The 15,207-nt window shown below is 65.6% G+C and carries 18 protein-coding genes; all 18 read right to left on the reverse strand.

Features of this window, described 5'->3' with window-relative positions; all coding sequences use genetic code 11:
• Window positions 1–2: 2 nt before the first annotated feature.
• The gene (locus CLV65_RS07235; RefSeq protein WP_094690703.1) at window positions 3–824 is read right to left on the reverse strand and encodes a hypothetical protein; all 822 of its coding nucleotides are present in this window, start codon (window positions 822–824) and stop codon (window positions 3–5) included.
• On the reverse strand, window positions 824–1,957 hold the full coding sequence (locus CLV65_RS07240) for a Gp37-like protein (RefSeq protein WP_094690704.1): 1,134 nt from the start codon (window positions 1,955–1,957) through the stop codon (window positions 824–826). The genes CLV65_RS07235 and CLV65_RS07240 overlap by 1 nt, the downstream gene beginning before the upstream one ends.
• On the reverse strand, window positions 1,954–3,462 hold the full coding sequence (locus CLV65_RS07245) for a phage tail family protein (RefSeq protein WP_094690705.1): 1,509 nt from the start codon (window positions 3,460–3,462) through the stop codon (window positions 1,954–1,956). Before CLV65_RS07245 ends, CLV65_RS07240 begins: the two co-directional genes overlap by 4 nt.
• A gap of 9 nt (window positions 3,463–3,471) precedes the next feature.
• Window positions 3,472–6,816 carry a tape measure protein gene (locus tag CLV65_RS07250; protein ID WP_094690706.1) on the reverse strand — a complete coding sequence of 1,115 codons (3,345 nt, stop codon included), beginning with the start codon at window positions 6,814–6,816 and terminating at the stop codon, window positions 3,472–3,474.
• 14 nt (window positions 6,817–6,830) lie between these two features.
• Window positions 6,831–7,208 carry a DUF5361 domain-containing protein gene (locus tag CLV65_RS07255; RefSeq protein ID WP_094690707.1) on the reverse strand — a complete coding sequence of 126 codons (378 nt, stop codon included), beginning with the start codon at window positions 7,206–7,208 and terminating at the stop codon, window positions 6,831–6,833.
• A 5-nt stretch (window positions 7,209–7,213) separates the two neighbouring features.
• Window positions 7,214–7,540, reverse strand: coding sequence for a hypothetical protein (locus CLV65_RS07260; protein ID WP_094690708.1), 327 nt, complete (start codon window positions 7,538–7,540; stop codon window positions 7,214–7,216).
• 74 nt (window positions 7,541–7,614) lie between these two features.
• Window positions 7,615–8,214, reverse strand: a complete 600-nt coding sequence (locus tag CLV65_RS07265) for a phage tail tube protein (protein WP_094690709.1) — start codon at window positions 8,212–8,214, stop codon at window positions 7,615–7,617.
• A gap of 42 nt (window positions 8,215–8,256) precedes the next feature.
• Window positions 8,257–8,625 carry a hypothetical protein gene (locus CLV65_RS07270; RefSeq protein WP_094690710.1) on the reverse strand — a complete coding sequence of 123 codons (369 nt, stop codon included), beginning with the start codon at window positions 8,623–8,625 and terminating at the stop codon, window positions 8,257–8,259.
• On the reverse strand, window positions 8,622–8,909 hold the full coding sequence (locus tag CLV65_RS07275; protein ID WP_094690711.1) for a hypothetical protein: 288 nt from the start codon (window positions 8,907–8,909) through the stop codon (window positions 8,622–8,624). Before CLV65_RS07275 ends, CLV65_RS07270 begins: the two co-directional genes overlap by 4 nt.
• A 1-nt stretch (window position 8,910) precedes the next feature.
• Window positions 8,911–9,258: a hypothetical protein gene (locus CLV65_RS07280; protein WP_094690712.1), complete on the reverse strand. Its 348-nt coding sequence runs from the start codon at window positions 9,256–9,258 to the stop codon at window positions 8,911–8,913.
• Window positions 9,255–9,644, reverse strand: a complete 390-nt coding sequence (locus tag CLV65_RS07285) for a Gp19/Gp15/Gp42 family protein (protein WP_094690713.1) — start codon at window positions 9,642–9,644, stop codon at window positions 9,255–9,257. The genes CLV65_RS07280 and CLV65_RS07285 overlap by 4 nt, the downstream gene beginning before the upstream one ends.
• A 13-nt stretch (window positions 9,645–9,657) precedes the next feature.
• A complete protein-coding gene (locus tag CLV65_RS07290) occupies window positions 9,658–10,572 on the reverse strand; it encodes a phage major capsid protein (RefSeq protein WP_094690714.1) in 915 nt (304 codons plus the stop codon).
• Between the two features lie 31 nt (window positions 10,573–10,603).
• A complete protein-coding gene (locus CLV65_RS07295) occupies window positions 10,604–11,125 on the reverse strand; it encodes a hypothetical protein (RefSeq protein WP_094690715.1) in 522 nt (173 codons plus the stop codon).
• Between the two features lie 235 nt (window positions 11,126–11,360).
• Window positions 11,361–12,143 (reverse strand): dCTP deaminase, encoded by a 783-nt coding sequence (locus tag CLV65_RS07300; RefSeq protein WP_094690716.1) that lies wholly within the window; start codon window positions 12,141–12,143, stop codon window positions 11,361–11,363.
• Between the two features lie 100 nt (window positions 12,144–12,243).
• Window positions 12,244–12,591 (reverse strand): hypothetical protein, encoded by a 348-nt coding sequence (locus tag CLV65_RS08775; protein ID WP_144441844.1) that lies wholly within the window; start codon window positions 12,589–12,591, stop codon window positions 12,244–12,246.
• A gap of 248 nt (window positions 12,592–12,839) precedes the next feature.
• Window positions 12,840–13,370, reverse strand: coding sequence for a crAss001_48 related protein (locus tag CLV65_RS07305; RefSeq protein WP_094690717.1), 531 nt, complete (start codon window positions 13,368–13,370; stop codon window positions 12,840–12,842).
• 104 nt (window positions 13,371–13,474) lie between these two features.
• Window positions 13,475–13,780, reverse strand: a complete 306-nt coding sequence (locus CLV65_RS07310) for a hypothetical protein (protein WP_094690718.1) — start codon at window positions 13,778–13,780, stop codon at window positions 13,475–13,477.
• Window positions 13,781–15,196 (reverse strand): VG15 protein, encoded by a 1,416-nt coding sequence (locus tag CLV65_RS07315; protein WP_094690719.1) that lies wholly within the window; start codon window positions 15,194–15,196, stop codon window positions 13,781–13,783.
• Window positions 15,197–15,207: the final 11 nt, after the last annotated feature.

Raw genomic sequence — 15,207 nt, forward strand, 5'->3', positions numbered from 1 at the left:
CCTTAGAGTCCGATCGCATTCATGGTGATTCCTGAAATCGTCACGTCGCCGTTGCTGGTGTCTTCGACAAAAATGGCCGGCTTGAATCTGACGGCCGCGCCTGGGGAGCTTTGGATGACAGCGAGGTCGGACAGGTTGGAAGTGACGCGGAATGCTGTGGTGCCCCACAACCGCATCTCGTGTCTCGTTTCGCTGTTGCTGTGGAACGTCTTCCCGTCGGTCGTCACTCCGATTGAGGCCGCGATGTTGTCAGTGCCAACGTAGACGTTTGTGTTGATCCAGACGAGGACGAGACCGCGCTCGCCGGCCTGAATCTCCGTCCAATCGCCGAACGGGGTGACGCCTCCGCGTTTGATTCCCCATGAGGTTTCATTCATGGCCGTGTGACTGTATCCCCCGGCCGCCTGGCGTTGGGCGACGCTGGTGACGCTGCCGGTGACGTTGGCCGCGCCTGCGGCCTGCATGACCCATGCTAGCGGCATCTGCCATGTGCCGGTCTGCTCCTGCGTCCAGCCGGTCTTCGCTCCGCCGCCGCCGGGACCGTAGACGAGTTTCGCGGTTATTGCCGTGCCGGTGAGTTCGAGGACGGCGTACACGCGGCGCGCGCTGCCGGTGTTCGCGCTCACTCTGAGGTTGAGCGTGCCGTCGAGCGTGTAGCACACGCCGTCAACCGTCGCGGTGCCGGCGCTGATGCTCACGGTCTGGCCGCTCGCGGTCACATTCAGCCCCGTGTGCACGCGGCTGCCGAAAGCCTGCCGCGCCCATGCGCGGAACTGCGCGAGCGTGATCGCTTGGTCGGGGAACGGGTATGATGTCTCCGCCATCAGAATCTCCTTTCGATCCTGGCTATCCTGTCGTTTTGGGCTTTGATCCGCCTGGCCATGATGAGACGGCTGTCAGATGCGGTCCAGTCGCCGAGCGATGCGGTCTGCACCACGCCGTCGGCGAAGCCCGTGCTGATGCTGGTGACCACTCCCGTGGTCCATTCGCCTGCCGCCATGACTCCGACAGTGTCGCCTGGCGTGGCGCCGCCGATGATCGCGTCGGATGCGACTGAACCGCTGGCGCTCGTCATGTCGCTCCAGGCTTGGGCGACTTCCTGCGTGGCGCGGCTTGCGGCTGTCTCGCCGTCCTCGAGCTGCACGACTTTCGTGACGGCGCCCCACGTCTGTTCGAGGGTCTTCCCGCGGTCGGGGATTATTGTCTGCCAGCTTGTCGTGCTCGTGCTGCCTGTTGTGCTTGTGGTCTTGATGATGACTCGCGTGCATGCGGGCGCTTTGCTCGCGGCCGTGAGGCTCTTTAGCGATCCCGTCTGCGTGTCGAGCATGAGGCTTCCGCTCAGGTCGCTGCCCTGCCCGATGGACGCCGCGAGCCTGCCTCCCGTGTCGGTGACGGAGAACCTCCACTGCCGGTTCGCGAGGCTTTGCAAGGATTCGAGCACTGTCTGCCAGTCGGCTGTGAGGGTCGCCGCGCTTCCCGTGCCTTTGACCGTGGGGAGTGTGACGCTCCCCCACCCCTGCCATTGGAGGGATCGCAGCGCCTTGAGCATGAGCGAGTCGCGCGCCCCGCTCCACGTCGTCTTCTCCACGGTCTGTTTCGCGATGTCCTGGGACGGGTCGGGGAGCGTCACGCACCGGCTGAGCAGGATCGCGTCGCTCGCGCCGGTGAACGTCCAGTGTTCGCCGAGCTCGTCGTCGCTCCCCGCGTCCCATTCGGCTTGCGTGACCGGCCCGCTGAACACACGCCCGTCGGGCTGGGTGACGACGATGCCCGCGCCGGGCTGGGAGAGCAGGCTCGCCGCGTCGCTCGACGCGGGCAGTTTCAATGACCATGATCCAGCGTCGTAGGCTTCCTCGGTGATCGTGAGCCCGGTCATGTCCTGCACGCCGAGAGCCCCGACGCGCGTGAGCGTCCTGTCGCGGATCTCGCACGCATAGTCGGCCGCCTGCCATGTCATCGCACTTGCTCCCTTCTCGGCCTCCACGAGAGAGTGACCTTCGTGCCGCCGGTCTCCTCCGTGCCGTGCAGCACGCTTTGCGACGCGTTCGCAGTGCCTAGCCACGAGGCGTACAGCGTGCCGCCGTCGAAGTAGCCGGGGTCCTTGCCGAGCGGGTCGTTGGCGTCCTCGATCACCTCGTCGACGATCGCCGGCTTCGGGGTGATCGCGAGCAGCGCGGCGAACCCGACGTTCTGCGGCTGCGAGCCGTACCAGCCGATGCGGATCGTCTCGCACCCGTCCTGCACGTCGAACGCGAGGCTCGTGCGCGTCCCGGCTTGGTCTGCCTGCCCTGTCATGAGCAGGCCTCCGTCCGCGTCGAGCTGTTCCACGACGAGCGCGCCGCCTGTGGGCGTGCACGAGTCAGTCCCGTCTGTGAGCGTGTTGATGCCGCCGATGCTGGCGGTGAGCGTCTGCTGCGGCCAGCCGTTTGACGGTTTCGCGACGGTCCACCATGCGCAGCGCGGGTGCTGCGCGTCCGTGGCGGCCATGGTGCAGGACGCGGTTCCGTGGCTCGTGCCGGTCGCCACGGTCCATGCGGTCGCGTCGTCCACGGTGACCGCCGCCGCGCTCTTCCTGAGCGCCGGGTCGGTGACCAGGTTCGTTGCGAGGATGAGAGCTGACGCGGCAACGGTGCCTTTCACTCCGCCGGTCAGCGTGGCCACGATCCTGTTGTCGCCAGGGTTGACGGACGGGAAGCGTGGCGCGGGCGCAAGCGCACCCCAGGAGCTCACGCCGTCGAGCGTGACCTGCGGCATCCTGCCGTCGGGCTGGGTGACCGTGAGCACCTGCCCGGCCGTGAGCGCCTTGCCCAGGCTGAACCCCCTGCCGTTGACAGTCACGCTTGCCGTCGCCGCAGGTCCTGTGATGCGCACGTCGATGGGCGTGGGCGCGTCCGTCTGGCTGCGCACCGTGTGCTCGCCGATCGCGCTGCCGCTCGCGACATGCAGTCCGGCGAGGTCGGAGAGGAACGCGACGGGCTCGTCCCTGACGGTGAGCGTGCTGACGTTCCGCGCGCCCTCCCACCACGGTTGGGGTGCCGTGAGCGCGAGATCCACGAGCGTGAACCGGTGGTTCTCCACGCCCGCCGACAGCTCGCCCTCCAGCCCGCTCTCATAGACCGTGTTCAGCCGCCAGCGGGACGAGCCGACCACGGCCTGCACCTCGCAGTCGCCTGCCGTGACGATCGCGCGCAGACGGCTGAGCGTCTCACGCTGCCTGTCGAGGTCGCCCCATATGGCGAGCTTGAGGAGGAGCGGGCGCGTCTTGGCGCGGCTGTTGATGAGCCTGCCGCCGTCGCCCGCGCCTTCCTGGAAACGCACGCTGCGCGGAATGCCGAGGAAACCCGTGGAACCTTCGATGAGCGTCGCCCCGGAGCCCGCCACATGGTCGCCGGCCGTGAGGTCGAGCGAGTCGCCGGCGCTCTGGCTGGAGAGCGTGACGCTCACGTTCCCGTCTCTTCTCATGCTGCCTCCTTAGATCCCGAGCAGGATCGCCTTGCTGCGCTGCGCCGCGTCTGTCAGCTGTTGTTCCGCCGACAGTCCGGGCGTGGCGTAGTTCTGGTAGTTGAGCGTGATGCCGCCGGCGCCGGCGGTGGCCGTGGCGAGCGTCGGCGTGGCGCTGCCGATGCCGCCTGCCGTGGGCATGCCGATCGCCGGGGCTTGCACGGCGGTGATCTGGCCGAGCACGCTTTCCGTGGCCTTGCGCACGCTCCTGGCTTCGTCGGTGATGCCCAGGGCGAGGCCGAGCGTGACGTACCTGCCGACCTCGCGGCGCATGACACGACTCGGGCTGTTGATGCCGAGCACGCCCTCCGCCCAGTCCTGGATCTTGCCGCACGTGTCGGAGACGGTGTTCTTCAGGCTGTCGAACTTGTCCGTGATGCCGCGTTTGAGGCCTTCGATGATCTGCCCGCCGACGTCGCGCAGCCAGTCGCCCGCGCCCTTGAACGCCCCGAGCACCTTGTCCTTAACGCCGCTGAGGGTGTCGGCGACGTGCTGGACTGCGTTCGTGGCGGCGTTCTTCACGCCGTCCCACACGTTGCCCCACCAGTTGGCGATGGGGTCGAAGATGCTGTGGAACGTGTTGCTGATCGCGTTGAGAACGTTGTCCGCCGTGCTTTTGATCGCGTTCCAGATGGTGGAGAACGTGTTGGATATCCCGTCCCACACGCCCGACCACCAGCCGGATATCGCGTCGAACACGCTGTGGATGGCGTTGCTCACGTTAGTGGTGACTGTCTGTGCGATGCCCGTGATGTCGTTCCAACGGTCGGAGAACCAGCCGCTGATGCCCTGCCACACGCCTTGCCACCAGGTGACGAGCGGGTCGAACCAGCTGTGGAACCAGTCGGAAACGGCTTGCACGCCTGCGCTCACCGCGTTGGTGATCGTGTCCCAGACGGTCGTGACGACGTCGCACATGACATGCCATGCGGTGACGAGGCCGGCTGCGACGACGATGCCGATCCAGTAGAGGGCGTGGCCGATGGCCGCGAAGATCGGTTCGAGCACTCCCCAGACAGTGTTCCATGCGGTCGTGACCGCATTGCAGAGCGCGTTCCACGCTGTGCCGAGCGTCGTCGTGAACGTGTTCCACGCGGACGACACGGCGCCGCTCACGTTGTCCCACAGGGTCTTGATGCCTGTGAGCATGCCGTTCCACGCCGTGCTGACGGCGTTGCAGAAGCTCTGCCACGCTTTCCTGCCGGTCTCGGTCTTCGTGAAGAACCACACGCCGGCGGCGATGACTGCGGCGATGGCGACGACGATCCATGTGACCGGGTTCGACAGGATCGGGGCGAGCGAGCTGAACGCTCCGCCGATCGCGCCGCCGATGGTCGCGAGCTTGGGCCCGATGACGGCGCCGGCTTCGCCGAGCGCTTCGGGGATGAGGCTGATTGCCGCGCCGAGGTCCTTCACGCTGCCGATGGCGCCGCCGAGCGCGGTGGCGATGCCCGCGCCCTTGATCGCGTCGCCCAAGCCCTTGATCGCGTTGCCCATGCCCATGACGGCCATGAGCCCGCCGCTCAGCCCGTTGCACACCATGCTGAATGCGTTGAGCGCGGTTGTGACCGCGCCGATGGTCATGTCGAGGCCCTTCCAGCTGATGAACGCGAGGCCGACGGCGGTTATCGCGTCCGCCACGCCCTGGCTGTGAGCGTCCACCCAGTCGGAGAGGCGTGTGAGCGCGTCGGCGAGCCTGCCGAGCGCGTCCACGCTCATGCCTGCGATGGCGTTGGCGATGTTGCCGATAGCGTCCGCCAATGGCTGGAGGTTGCGGCTCGCCATGTCGGCGAACGCCTTGGCGACGCTGTTCACGGCGTCTATCGCCGAGCCGAACGCGTCGCCGATCTGCTTGCCGAGTCCAGCCCAGTCGAAGCCTGGCTGTGTGTTGAGCGCGTCCAGGGCGCTCCACACCTTCCACGTGATGTCGTCGAACGCCTGTGCGACGGTCCTGGCGACCTGTCCTATAGCCTGCCACATGCCGGAGGATGCGACGCCGGACAGGAAGTCCATGACGGCCTGCTTCACGGTGTTGACGGTGATGCGCAGCTGGTCGAAAACGCTCGCCAGGTCGTCCACGGCGGTGCCGCCGCTCAGCCCCTCGAGGCTCAGGCTTATCGCCTGCACTGCGAGGCGGATGCCGTTCGCCACGTCCGCCACCTTGTCGGAGAGGAAGCGGAAAGCGTTGGCGAACGCTGTGACGACGGTCTGGCTTCCTGTCATCGCGGTCACGCTGTCCATGACGCCGGATGCCGTCTTCCTGAGCATGCCCCATGCGTCGCCGAGCGCGTCACGCAGGTTCGTGACGGCGTTCGCGAACGCCTGGAAGCCTGCCGTCTGTTTGACCTTGCCGGCGAGATCCGTGACGGCGGCGCCCATTTTGTCGAACGCCTTGCGTGCGACGGTCACGGCTTTCGCCGCAGCGTCGCCCATGGGCCCGAACTTGGAGCTGATGCCGTTGATGGCGCCGGCGATCCTGTCCGTGCCGATCGCCTCGATGACCTTCTGCATGGCCTTCGCGACGCGGTTGCGCACGTTCTCCACGGCAGTGCCGATGCCCTGCGTGGCGGCCTTCGCCTGGTCGGCGAAGCTCGCGTACTGGCCGAGCCCCTGCTTGTCCAGGCGCATCACCGCCTGGTTGAAGTCGTCGAAGCTGACCGTGCCGGCTTTCATCGCGTCGTACAGGTCGTTGCCGTTCTTCCCTGCTCCGAGCATGGCTTCGGCGATCTGGTTGAGCTGGCCGGGCATGGCCGCCTGCACGCTGCGCCAGGCGGCCATGTCGACCTTCCCGGCGGCGAGCATCTGCGTGTACTGTGTGAGCGCGTTCTCCTGCTCGGCGGTGCTCGCGCCGCCCGCGAGCATCGCGTCGTTGAACGCGAGCGAGATGTTCGTCGCCTCGTCGAGGCTTTTCGTGAGCGGCGCGAGCTGCTGCACCATGCCCGCCATCGCGCTGGACGTTGTTGGCAGGCCGTCGAGCGCGCTGCTGATCTTGCGGATGCTTGCGCCCGCGTCCTCGGCGGAGTACCCGAGGTTCTTCATGACCTTGGGGAAGTTGTTCATCTGGTCGGCGCGGCTGATTGCGCTGCCGATGCTGCTGCTGACGGCGCTGACGGCCTTGCCGACGACGCTCTGCACGGCTCCGGCAATCGCGCCAGCCTTGGCGGACAGGCCGGAGAGCATGCCGCTTCCGGCTTTTCCGCCGGCGCTCTTGCCGGCGTTCTCGGCTGCGGAGTCGAACGCGTTGGCGATGGCCTTGCCAACTCCGGAGAGGGATGGCACGACCTGCACGTAAGCGGTCGCGACTGTGATTGCCATGATTGCCTCCTAGGTCATGTGCGCGGGCGACTGAGGATGTCGTCGATCTCGCTCGTGCTGATCGCGACGCGCCCCGCGTCCACCCGTTCGTGCCTTTCCCAGGGGCGTGGGATGCGGCCGCGCCATTTCGCTCCCCTGTGGCTGGCTTCCTTGGTCTTGCTCCACGCCGTGAAGCCTGTCGCGTCTGCTATCTGGGCGAGCAGGAGAGTCTGCACGTCCCATTCTGCGCGCGGGTCGATGCGCCGCCACACGAGCGCCTGCTCGGGCAGGTTCGCGGCTAGGTCGGCGGCGCGCCGGATGCGCAGCCCGTGCCCGAGCTCGTCGAGGTCGAGCCCGTAGAAGCGTTGCATGTCGGCGCGCAAAGCGTCAGGGCATGCGTCGAGCATGCCCATGAGCGTCAGGATTTTGGGGCGGCCTCCTGGAGCACCTGTTCGACGAACTTCTCGACGGTCTCCATGCTCGTGCGCCCGGTCTGCGGGTCCTTGAGCGCCTGGCTGATCTCATGGACGCTGAGCCCGGTCAGGTCACGCAGGAACGGGACGATGGCGAACGGGTCGCCGCCCTCGTTCGCGTGCTGGAGGTTCCACAGGGATTCGACGAACTCGAGGTCGTCGAATCGTGACACGTCCACGTCGAGCTCCAAGCCCATGACGTTCATGTGCCGGGGCTTGTCCGGCGGCTGCACCTTGGGCTTGTGGTCTTCAGTCTGCTTCCTTGCTGTCATTGCTTCCCCTTTGGATAAGTGGTGCCGCGCCCCTCGTGAGGCTGGGTGCGCGGCGAGCGTCCGCCCGTCCTGTGTCAGGACTCGGAGGGCTTCGTGGATGTCGTGGATGCGGTCGCGATGTACTCGCGGCTCGTGTCGCCGTCGATGAGCGGCGACGGGTTCGCGGTGAACGTCAGGTCGTAGACGATCGCGTCGCCGCTGTCATACTGGGTGTCGCCGATCTCGGTGAGGACGGCGTCCGGGATGACGATGCGCTTGACTCGGTTGCCGGTGAGAAGCAGTTCGAGAACGAGCACGAGGCTCTCGCCCTTGGGCATCTTGTGGCGGATCTTGAGCGCATCCGTGCCGGTCACCGCGTCGGTGCCGTAGCGCAGCTTCATCGCGTCGGCGTTCGTCTCGAGGAGCGACAGCTGGAACGTCTCGCTGTAGCTCGTGATCTCGTTGAGCACCTGCGTGCCGTTCATGTCGTTCACGCTCGTCGTGTCCGTGTCGACGCTGTTCGTGACGCCGTCCTCCGACGTGTAGCCGGGCGTGCGGTACGCGTCCGGCAGCGCGGTGGTCGCGTCTGTCGGCAGCTCGGTGCCGGACGGCGCCCACCACAGCAGGCCGGTGGCCTTGCTGCGTCCTAGCGACACGTTCGCCTTGTTGACGGTCTTTCCTGAAGTGTCAGCCATGTTTCCTCCTTGGTCGCTTCAGATTCTGAGAATTCCTGCGGGTCATGCGCGGGCGCGCACGACCTGCATGTTCGCCTGGTACCGGGGTCGTTGAGGCGGCCCCGGGTCAGGGTTCGGGTAGACGCTGAGGACTTCCACGCGCGCGATGTCAGGCTCGCCCCACATCTCCTCGAGACGCGGCAGCACGAGCCCCATCATCCAGTTGCCCGCGTCCTGCAGCGTGGGCGCTGTCACCTTCACGGTGAGGGTCGCCGTGTCACGCCAGGGTTCGAGCGAACCACCGGCACGGCTCACGGTGGTGAAACCGTCGGCCGTGCCGGCATGCGGTTCGACGCACGCGGCTGGGCATGTCCAGGCGATGGCCTTGTCGGCGTTGAGCCATTCGCAGCATTCCACTTCGATGAGCTTCACTGCGTGCCCCCGACGGCGGCCTTGAGGAGCGTGTCGTTCTCCTGGTTGTCGAACATCGCGTCCACGCTCCCCGGCTCGTAGTGGCCGGTCGTGGCGAGAGCGACGACGCCCTGCTTGGTCTGCATGGCGGGCACGCCCGCGTAGTGCGCGGCTTCGCGTTTCTTGAGACGGTTGGCGCGGTCCGCGATCTGCTCGGCGGCTTCGGTGACCGCCTGGCGGGTCTCCCCGCTCTGGCGGATCGCTTGGAATCCGGCGTAGTTGAGTTTCACGTGGCTTTTGCCCATGTCAGTCCTCCTCGCGTGTGATGGTGACGGCCATCGGGTGGAATCCGGTGGGTGTCATGCCGCCGCCTGTGGTGGGCTTGGGGTCGCCGACCACGTGCCATGCGGTGCCGTCGCCTGTGGTTATTGTCGCGCCTTTGAGGCTGCGCGCCTCCCATGAGCGGCTGATGTACAGCGTGCGTGTCAGGTGCGTGCCTGTTGGGCGTTCCGCGTCGCTGGGCGTGCTCTGCCCGCTGTCGGTGAGGATGCCTGTCGTGGCTTCCACGGTCGTGCGGGTCTGGTGCTCGCCTGTCGGCAGGAGCGCGTCGAGCGTGGTGCGGGTGCTGATGGTGATCGGTTCGCCGGTGATCATTCCACGCCGCCCATCGGGATCGTGAATGCCGTCTGCACGCCGATGCCGAGCGCCTGCTTCTCGGCGCGTGTGAGCCACAGGCTTCCCGCTCCGCCTCCGTCCGCCGAGCCCCATGTCATGCTTTCGCTGACGGGCCCGACGCTTTGCGTGCTCTGGGTGACGCCGCTCATGCCTGTGCCGGCGTCCATGCAGCGGATGACCATCGCGCACGTGATGCGCGTGAGGGTCTGTGCGCTGCATGACTTCCAGCGGCTTCCGGGCTGGGTGCGGATGATGTCGCTCGCGTCCGCGAGCAGGCTCGCGGCGCGCGTGGTCTCCTCGGTGGTGAGGGTGCGCCATCTGGCGGCGACGTCATCGACGGCGGCGAACGCTGTCTGGTCGCTCATCGCCTGCCGCCTGTCACTTGCCGGCGGAGGCTGCGTCGGCGGCCTTCACGATGGCGAAGCGAGCCGGATCCACGTACCACGCGTACAGCATCTCCAGTCGGTAGGCGACCTGATTGTGGCGCTTCAAATCGCCCAGGCCGTCGGGGTCGCCGTAGGAGATGAGCTCGAGCGGCAGGTTCTTCTGGATGCCCCAGTAGATGCCGCCCGCATAATCGCCGACGATGGCTTCCACGCCGGTCGCCGTCGCAGCCTCCGGCGCGTTCACGGTCGTGGTGACGCTCGCCTTGGTGCCCTTGAACGCGGTGATCGCGGTGCCGTAGCCCAATTCCGGGTAGAGCGGGTGGCCTTGCTTGTCTCGCGTCGTGGCGAGCGCGAAGGCTTCGGGCTTGCTCAGGGCGATGCCGTTCACGTCGTAGCCTTCGCCGTCGTTGAGGACGAGGCCGATGGCCTTCTCGATGTCCGCGTCCGCGTCACCCGTGTCGGTCACGGTCTTCGTGGTGGCGGTCAGGTAGTTCGTCCACCCGGTCATGACCGCGCCGGTGCTGGGGTTGATGCGGTGGAAGACGCCGAGGTCGAGTGCGCGGCTCAAGGCGGTCGCGCCCGCGTCGGCGATCGCCTGGAAGACGCCGACCTTGCGGTCCTCGTCGGCCCAGAGGACTTCCTCGTCGAATCGGACGGTGACCTGCGCCTTGTGCGGCACTGCGGTGACGGTGCCGAACTCCACGTCCGCCGGCGCCTTGGCGGCGCCCTCCTCGACGAATTCGGCGCGCGGATGCTTCGTGAAGGTCACGACCTGCGTGTTGCCGAAGAGAAGCGGCTTGCTGGCGGACAGGGCGGCGACGGCGGAACCCGTCTCGACCTTGTCGATGAGTCCCTGCGCGAGGTTCGCGGGCAGGGACAATGCGCCCGTGGTCACGGTTGTTGCCATGATGGCTCCTTACTTGTTGGTTCGCCGGGGTTTAATGCCCGGCATGCTGGTTGACTTTCGCCAGGAAGGCGGCTGCGCCCGACGGTTGCGGTGCGGCAGGCTCGCGGGACTGGTCGCCCATGCCCGTGCGACGCGCTCCCGTCTGTGCGAACGCCTGGAGTGTCTTCGCTGCTTCGGCGAGCTTGTCCTCGCTGTCCGCTTTGACGATGTTGAGCACGTCGACGGGGATGCCGGTCTCGCCGCTGACCTTGCCGATGGTCTTCTCCCATGCCTGCGCGGCGTTCAGCTTGTCCAGCTGTGCTTGCAGTTGGTCGGCCTTCTCGGCTTTCTCACGCAGCTGGTCGGCCTGTTCGGCCTTCTCATGGTTGGCTTTGGCGAGTTTCTCCCACTTGCGGGCCTGCGCCTTCCAGTCGATCGTCGTGTCCGGGTCGCCGTGCGGTTCCACCGGGTCAGCAGGTGCCTGAGATGGCTGTTGCTGTTGCTGTTGTGCGGCACCCTGCGTGGGTTCCTGCGTGGGTTCGTTCTGAGGCGTGCTGCTGGTGTTGTCAGGCATTCCGATGCCCCTTCCTGTTGTTTTGTTGGCCCGTGCGGGCGTCTGTCCGGTAGCCGTGCGGCACCGGTTTTCGTGGCCGGCCATGGAATCGCACCATGGCGCGCGGATGCGGTGTATGGAGAAGGATCCCGCGTGTAGGGCACTGGCCCCGGCCAAAAACACGAGACCCCAGCAGAATCCGCTGGGGTCGGTAAAAGAAAAGCCGCCCGAAGGCGGCATGCGAAAGAACGCTGGCTCAGATGACCGCTAGGATGACCGCGACCACGTACAGCACGGCGGAGACAACCCACGGGACCACATAGGCCAGCCTTCCCTTGGGTTTCGTCACCAAGGCGAGGAGACCGGCGAGCGCGGAGAAACTGGCGACAGTCACCGCGTTCACCAGCACGATCTTCGACAGGTCGGCGGAAGCCAACCCGATGTTCACGTTCACCAGAGTGAACACGGCCGCGATGACCGCCATAATGGTCATGACGTTGCCGTAGATGCGTGACTCCATCGCCTTGATGTCGTCCACCTTCGCATCAAGCTCCCTCATCTGCTTGGAATACCGCCGCTCATAGTCACCCATGCCACGGTAATCCATCTCGCCGGAGAAGGAACCGGAATAAGGGTGCTCCACCTCCCCCTCGACCGGGCTGAACATCACCTGTGCGAACGAATCATCCTTCGTAAGCTCTATCGCGTCGGCGCTGACGTTCGTCAAGCGGAAGAAGACGCGAGTGGAATGCCCGGGGAAGTACACGGGAGCCGCGAGTTGCAAACCCTGTCTGATGCGCGAATTCCTCAACGTGACCGTCGCACAGACGTTACCGGGCAAGGCCAGCGTCTCGACGCTGCCGACGAACACAGATTCGCCCGGCTGGAGCGTGACCGAAGCCACACCGTCCTCGTCCTCGGAACGATAGAACCCGCGAGTCCTAAGGTCATAGGAAACCGGGCCGACCCCATCCGGGTCCGCCGACAGGATGACACCGCTTTGAATCAAGTCCCTGATCTTCGTGTCACTGTAAACCATCCCGACTCCTTGCCTAGTGTTTTTTTAACACTAATTTACACAGCAACCAACAAAAACAGCAAGCCGCGCGCCAATCATGGCAGTGGAGCACGACCGGGAATCAGCTCTGGGATTCCGTTGGCGGAGTCATCTTGGTGAATGTTTTGTCAAAATTCCCATGATTGAGGATGCAACGATAGTGCTCAGCCACGGTCAGCGGCTCAGCAGAGTCGAACCTGCGATCCGTCGGGTAAGGTATCGATGCCATCGGAATCTGATAGGAGAGCAGACCACCGGGGAATATCACCGGGCGACCGGTCGCACGCCATACGAGAGCGCAGTGACCTCCAGACTCCCCCCAAGCGAATTCATCCCTATCGTCAAGCTCAAGCCAAGAAGCCGGCGCCGGGTCATCACCAGTGAATGCATCAATACGCTCGCCGTATGGAGGAAGATTCTCGTTACTCATCTAACGCCCCCGATTGTCAATGAATGCATCAACTATATCCGAGCTCTGCCGCCGTAACGTGCTGTGGCATGCTGGCGACGAGCTGCCGCTCCCTGTCCGACAACTCCCATACATGCGCCGCCGCACGCTCAGCCGCCGCACGCCATCGGGCCGTCCCCGGATTTGCACCGGGACGCGGGGCCATGGGCAACCACGCGCGCACTCCACGACAGCCAAGACACCCCGCCACACGGGCGTGGCACGGTGCTTCAGGATTCCCCGCGGCTATCGGCGACGATCTCCGCGGCACGGTCGCCCAAATGGAAGCGGAGGCGCTTCCTCAGCACATCCGCGTACTCGCGCATCGCATACGCCTGGTCGGACAGGAGGCCACCCTCTCCGGACTTTTCCAGTTCGCTGTAATGCGACTCCCTGTACTTCGCGAGACGCTCCATCCTGCCCGTGAGCTCCCTGTACTCGTCGACCATGCGCTTCAGATACCCGGGAATGTCATCCGACATGACCCCCACCTTCCTTTCAGACGTCTTTCCTCCATCCGGCTCGTACACGCGGTCGGGGGCCGCATCGTAATGCCTGACGTGCACGCCGCCGGACGCGGCTCTCGTGACCTCGTACAGGCGGTCGTCCGCCGGGTCGTCCGTGATGGCGAAGCACGACCACGCGCCCAGAAGGTACGTGTACGACTTCACCAGCACGGCGACCCCATCGCCATACTCCACTCCCAGCGCGGAGCGCGCATACCAGCGCACGGCCCCGTCCACAACATCGACAACACCCATCGGTGTCCTCCTTCGGATATGCAAAAACCCCGCAGAATCTGCGGGGCAGGTAATAGAAAAGCCGCCAGAAGGCGGCTGGAATACATAAGAAGAATATGAGACGGCTAGACTGTCCGGCCGGCATCGCCCTTCGGGCGAATCAGGGCCGCGTACTTCTCCGGGAGCGCAACCGGCTTGCGAGTACTGAGCGCTTCATGAAACTCGGGATTGCCGACATCGAAATACTTCCACTCGCCGTCGTCCTTGTGAATGATTGCTGACACGCCGAACGGGTTCACCGGTTGGTCTTCCGTCCACCCGCTGGGCTCGACGTTGAAAAACCATCCACCTGGATATTCGTAGGCGGCGGAGAACACCGCGCCTGGGAATGCAGCCGCGACGATGTCGCACGCCTGCTCGTATGTGATCATTTATGTCGCCTCCTCGCACAGCCTGCGGATAATTGGGATGTCCGGCTCCTTGCCGTCTATCCTCATGATAGTCGTTCTCCCCGGCATGGCATCAGCGAAGTACCATCCCACGTTGTAGTCGCCGGTCTGCGGGTCCATGAAATGCACCACGCCCTTGATGTTCTCAGCGATGAACGCATGGCCACGCCCATTGCCCCAGTCGACGTAGACGACGCCGCACCCGCCATCGCCCCATGACTTCGCCGTAGCCTCCGCCTCGTCGCGTCCGGCGCACGGTATCTCCCGCACGCCCTTGAACGCCTCGCGCCAATGCCTCACTCCCCAGTCGGTCGATGAAAGAGCGCCGTTTGCCGTCACTTCGCATGCCGTCGCATGGACTGCGTAGCCGAGGCGGCGCATGCGGTACGCGACGACGCACCGCTGGCAGTTGTTCCGCCACTCGGGTCCTTCGTCGAAACGCGGGTTCGTACCATCCAGGCATGACTTCAGCGACGCATCGCCCAACTGACTGCGGAACACGCCGTGCGTGTCACGCGCAATCGCACTGCCGACCAAGGAGTCGGACACGCCGCCAGCCTCTCGCATGCGCGAGAGCGCGTCCCTGTACGATGCGCCGGCTGGAAGCCCTGCCTTCGCCTGCAGGTAGATCGCGTTCAGCTTGTCGGGATCATACCCGGAGAGCTTCGCCTCGCCCCATGTGGGCACCGGCTCGCAATCGCAATGGTTGTGGTACGTGTTGCCGAGTCCGCCGCCGGCGGCATCCTCGCTTGTGTAGACGAACCCGCGGCCGGCGAGCATCGTGCAGAACGCACAGGTCACGCGGCCGCGGGGCACGCGCGCCCAACGGGGCTTGGTCGGGTCTCCCGCGATGTCCGCCATCTGCCGGCGCTGCGCCGCATGCGCGGCGAGGCTGCGGAAGAAATCCGCGTAAGCCTGCTGCATGTCGTCGATGCCCATGCCGGCGGTCTTCGGCAGCAGGTCCATGATGGTGACGCCGCTGCGCGCCTTCCCGGCCATCACCTGCCCATATGTCAGGCCGTTGTAGTCGGTGTTGGAGAAGCCTTTCTGCACGTCCCACATGACGCGCGTCCAGTCCTCCAGGTCAGGCAGCGCGTACTCCGGGAATTCACGGCCGGCCGCCTGCTGCCATGCCTGGCGCTGCGCGCCATACCTGGCATCCGCAGCCTCCTGCGCGACCTGGACGATGTTGCGGGCCGCTTCGACGATGGTGTCCGGGTCGGTCAACGCGAGCGACTTGTCGGGATCGTCGAAGTCGAACAGGTCGCTGACGGCAAGGTCGGCGTACTCGTCGAGGGCGTCCATCGTCCGCTGGTGGTCCTTGCGCGAGGCGTCGAGCATGGTCTCGAGGCTCTTGCGTTCCTTGGCGGACAGGCTCAGATTCGACCAGTCCGTCATCGCGCACCACC

The sequence above is a fragment of the Pseudoscardovia suis genome (assembly GCF_002797875.1).
GTDB lineage: Bacteria > Actinomycetota > Actinomycetes > Actinomycetales > Bifidobacteriaceae > Pseudoscardovia > Pseudoscardovia suis.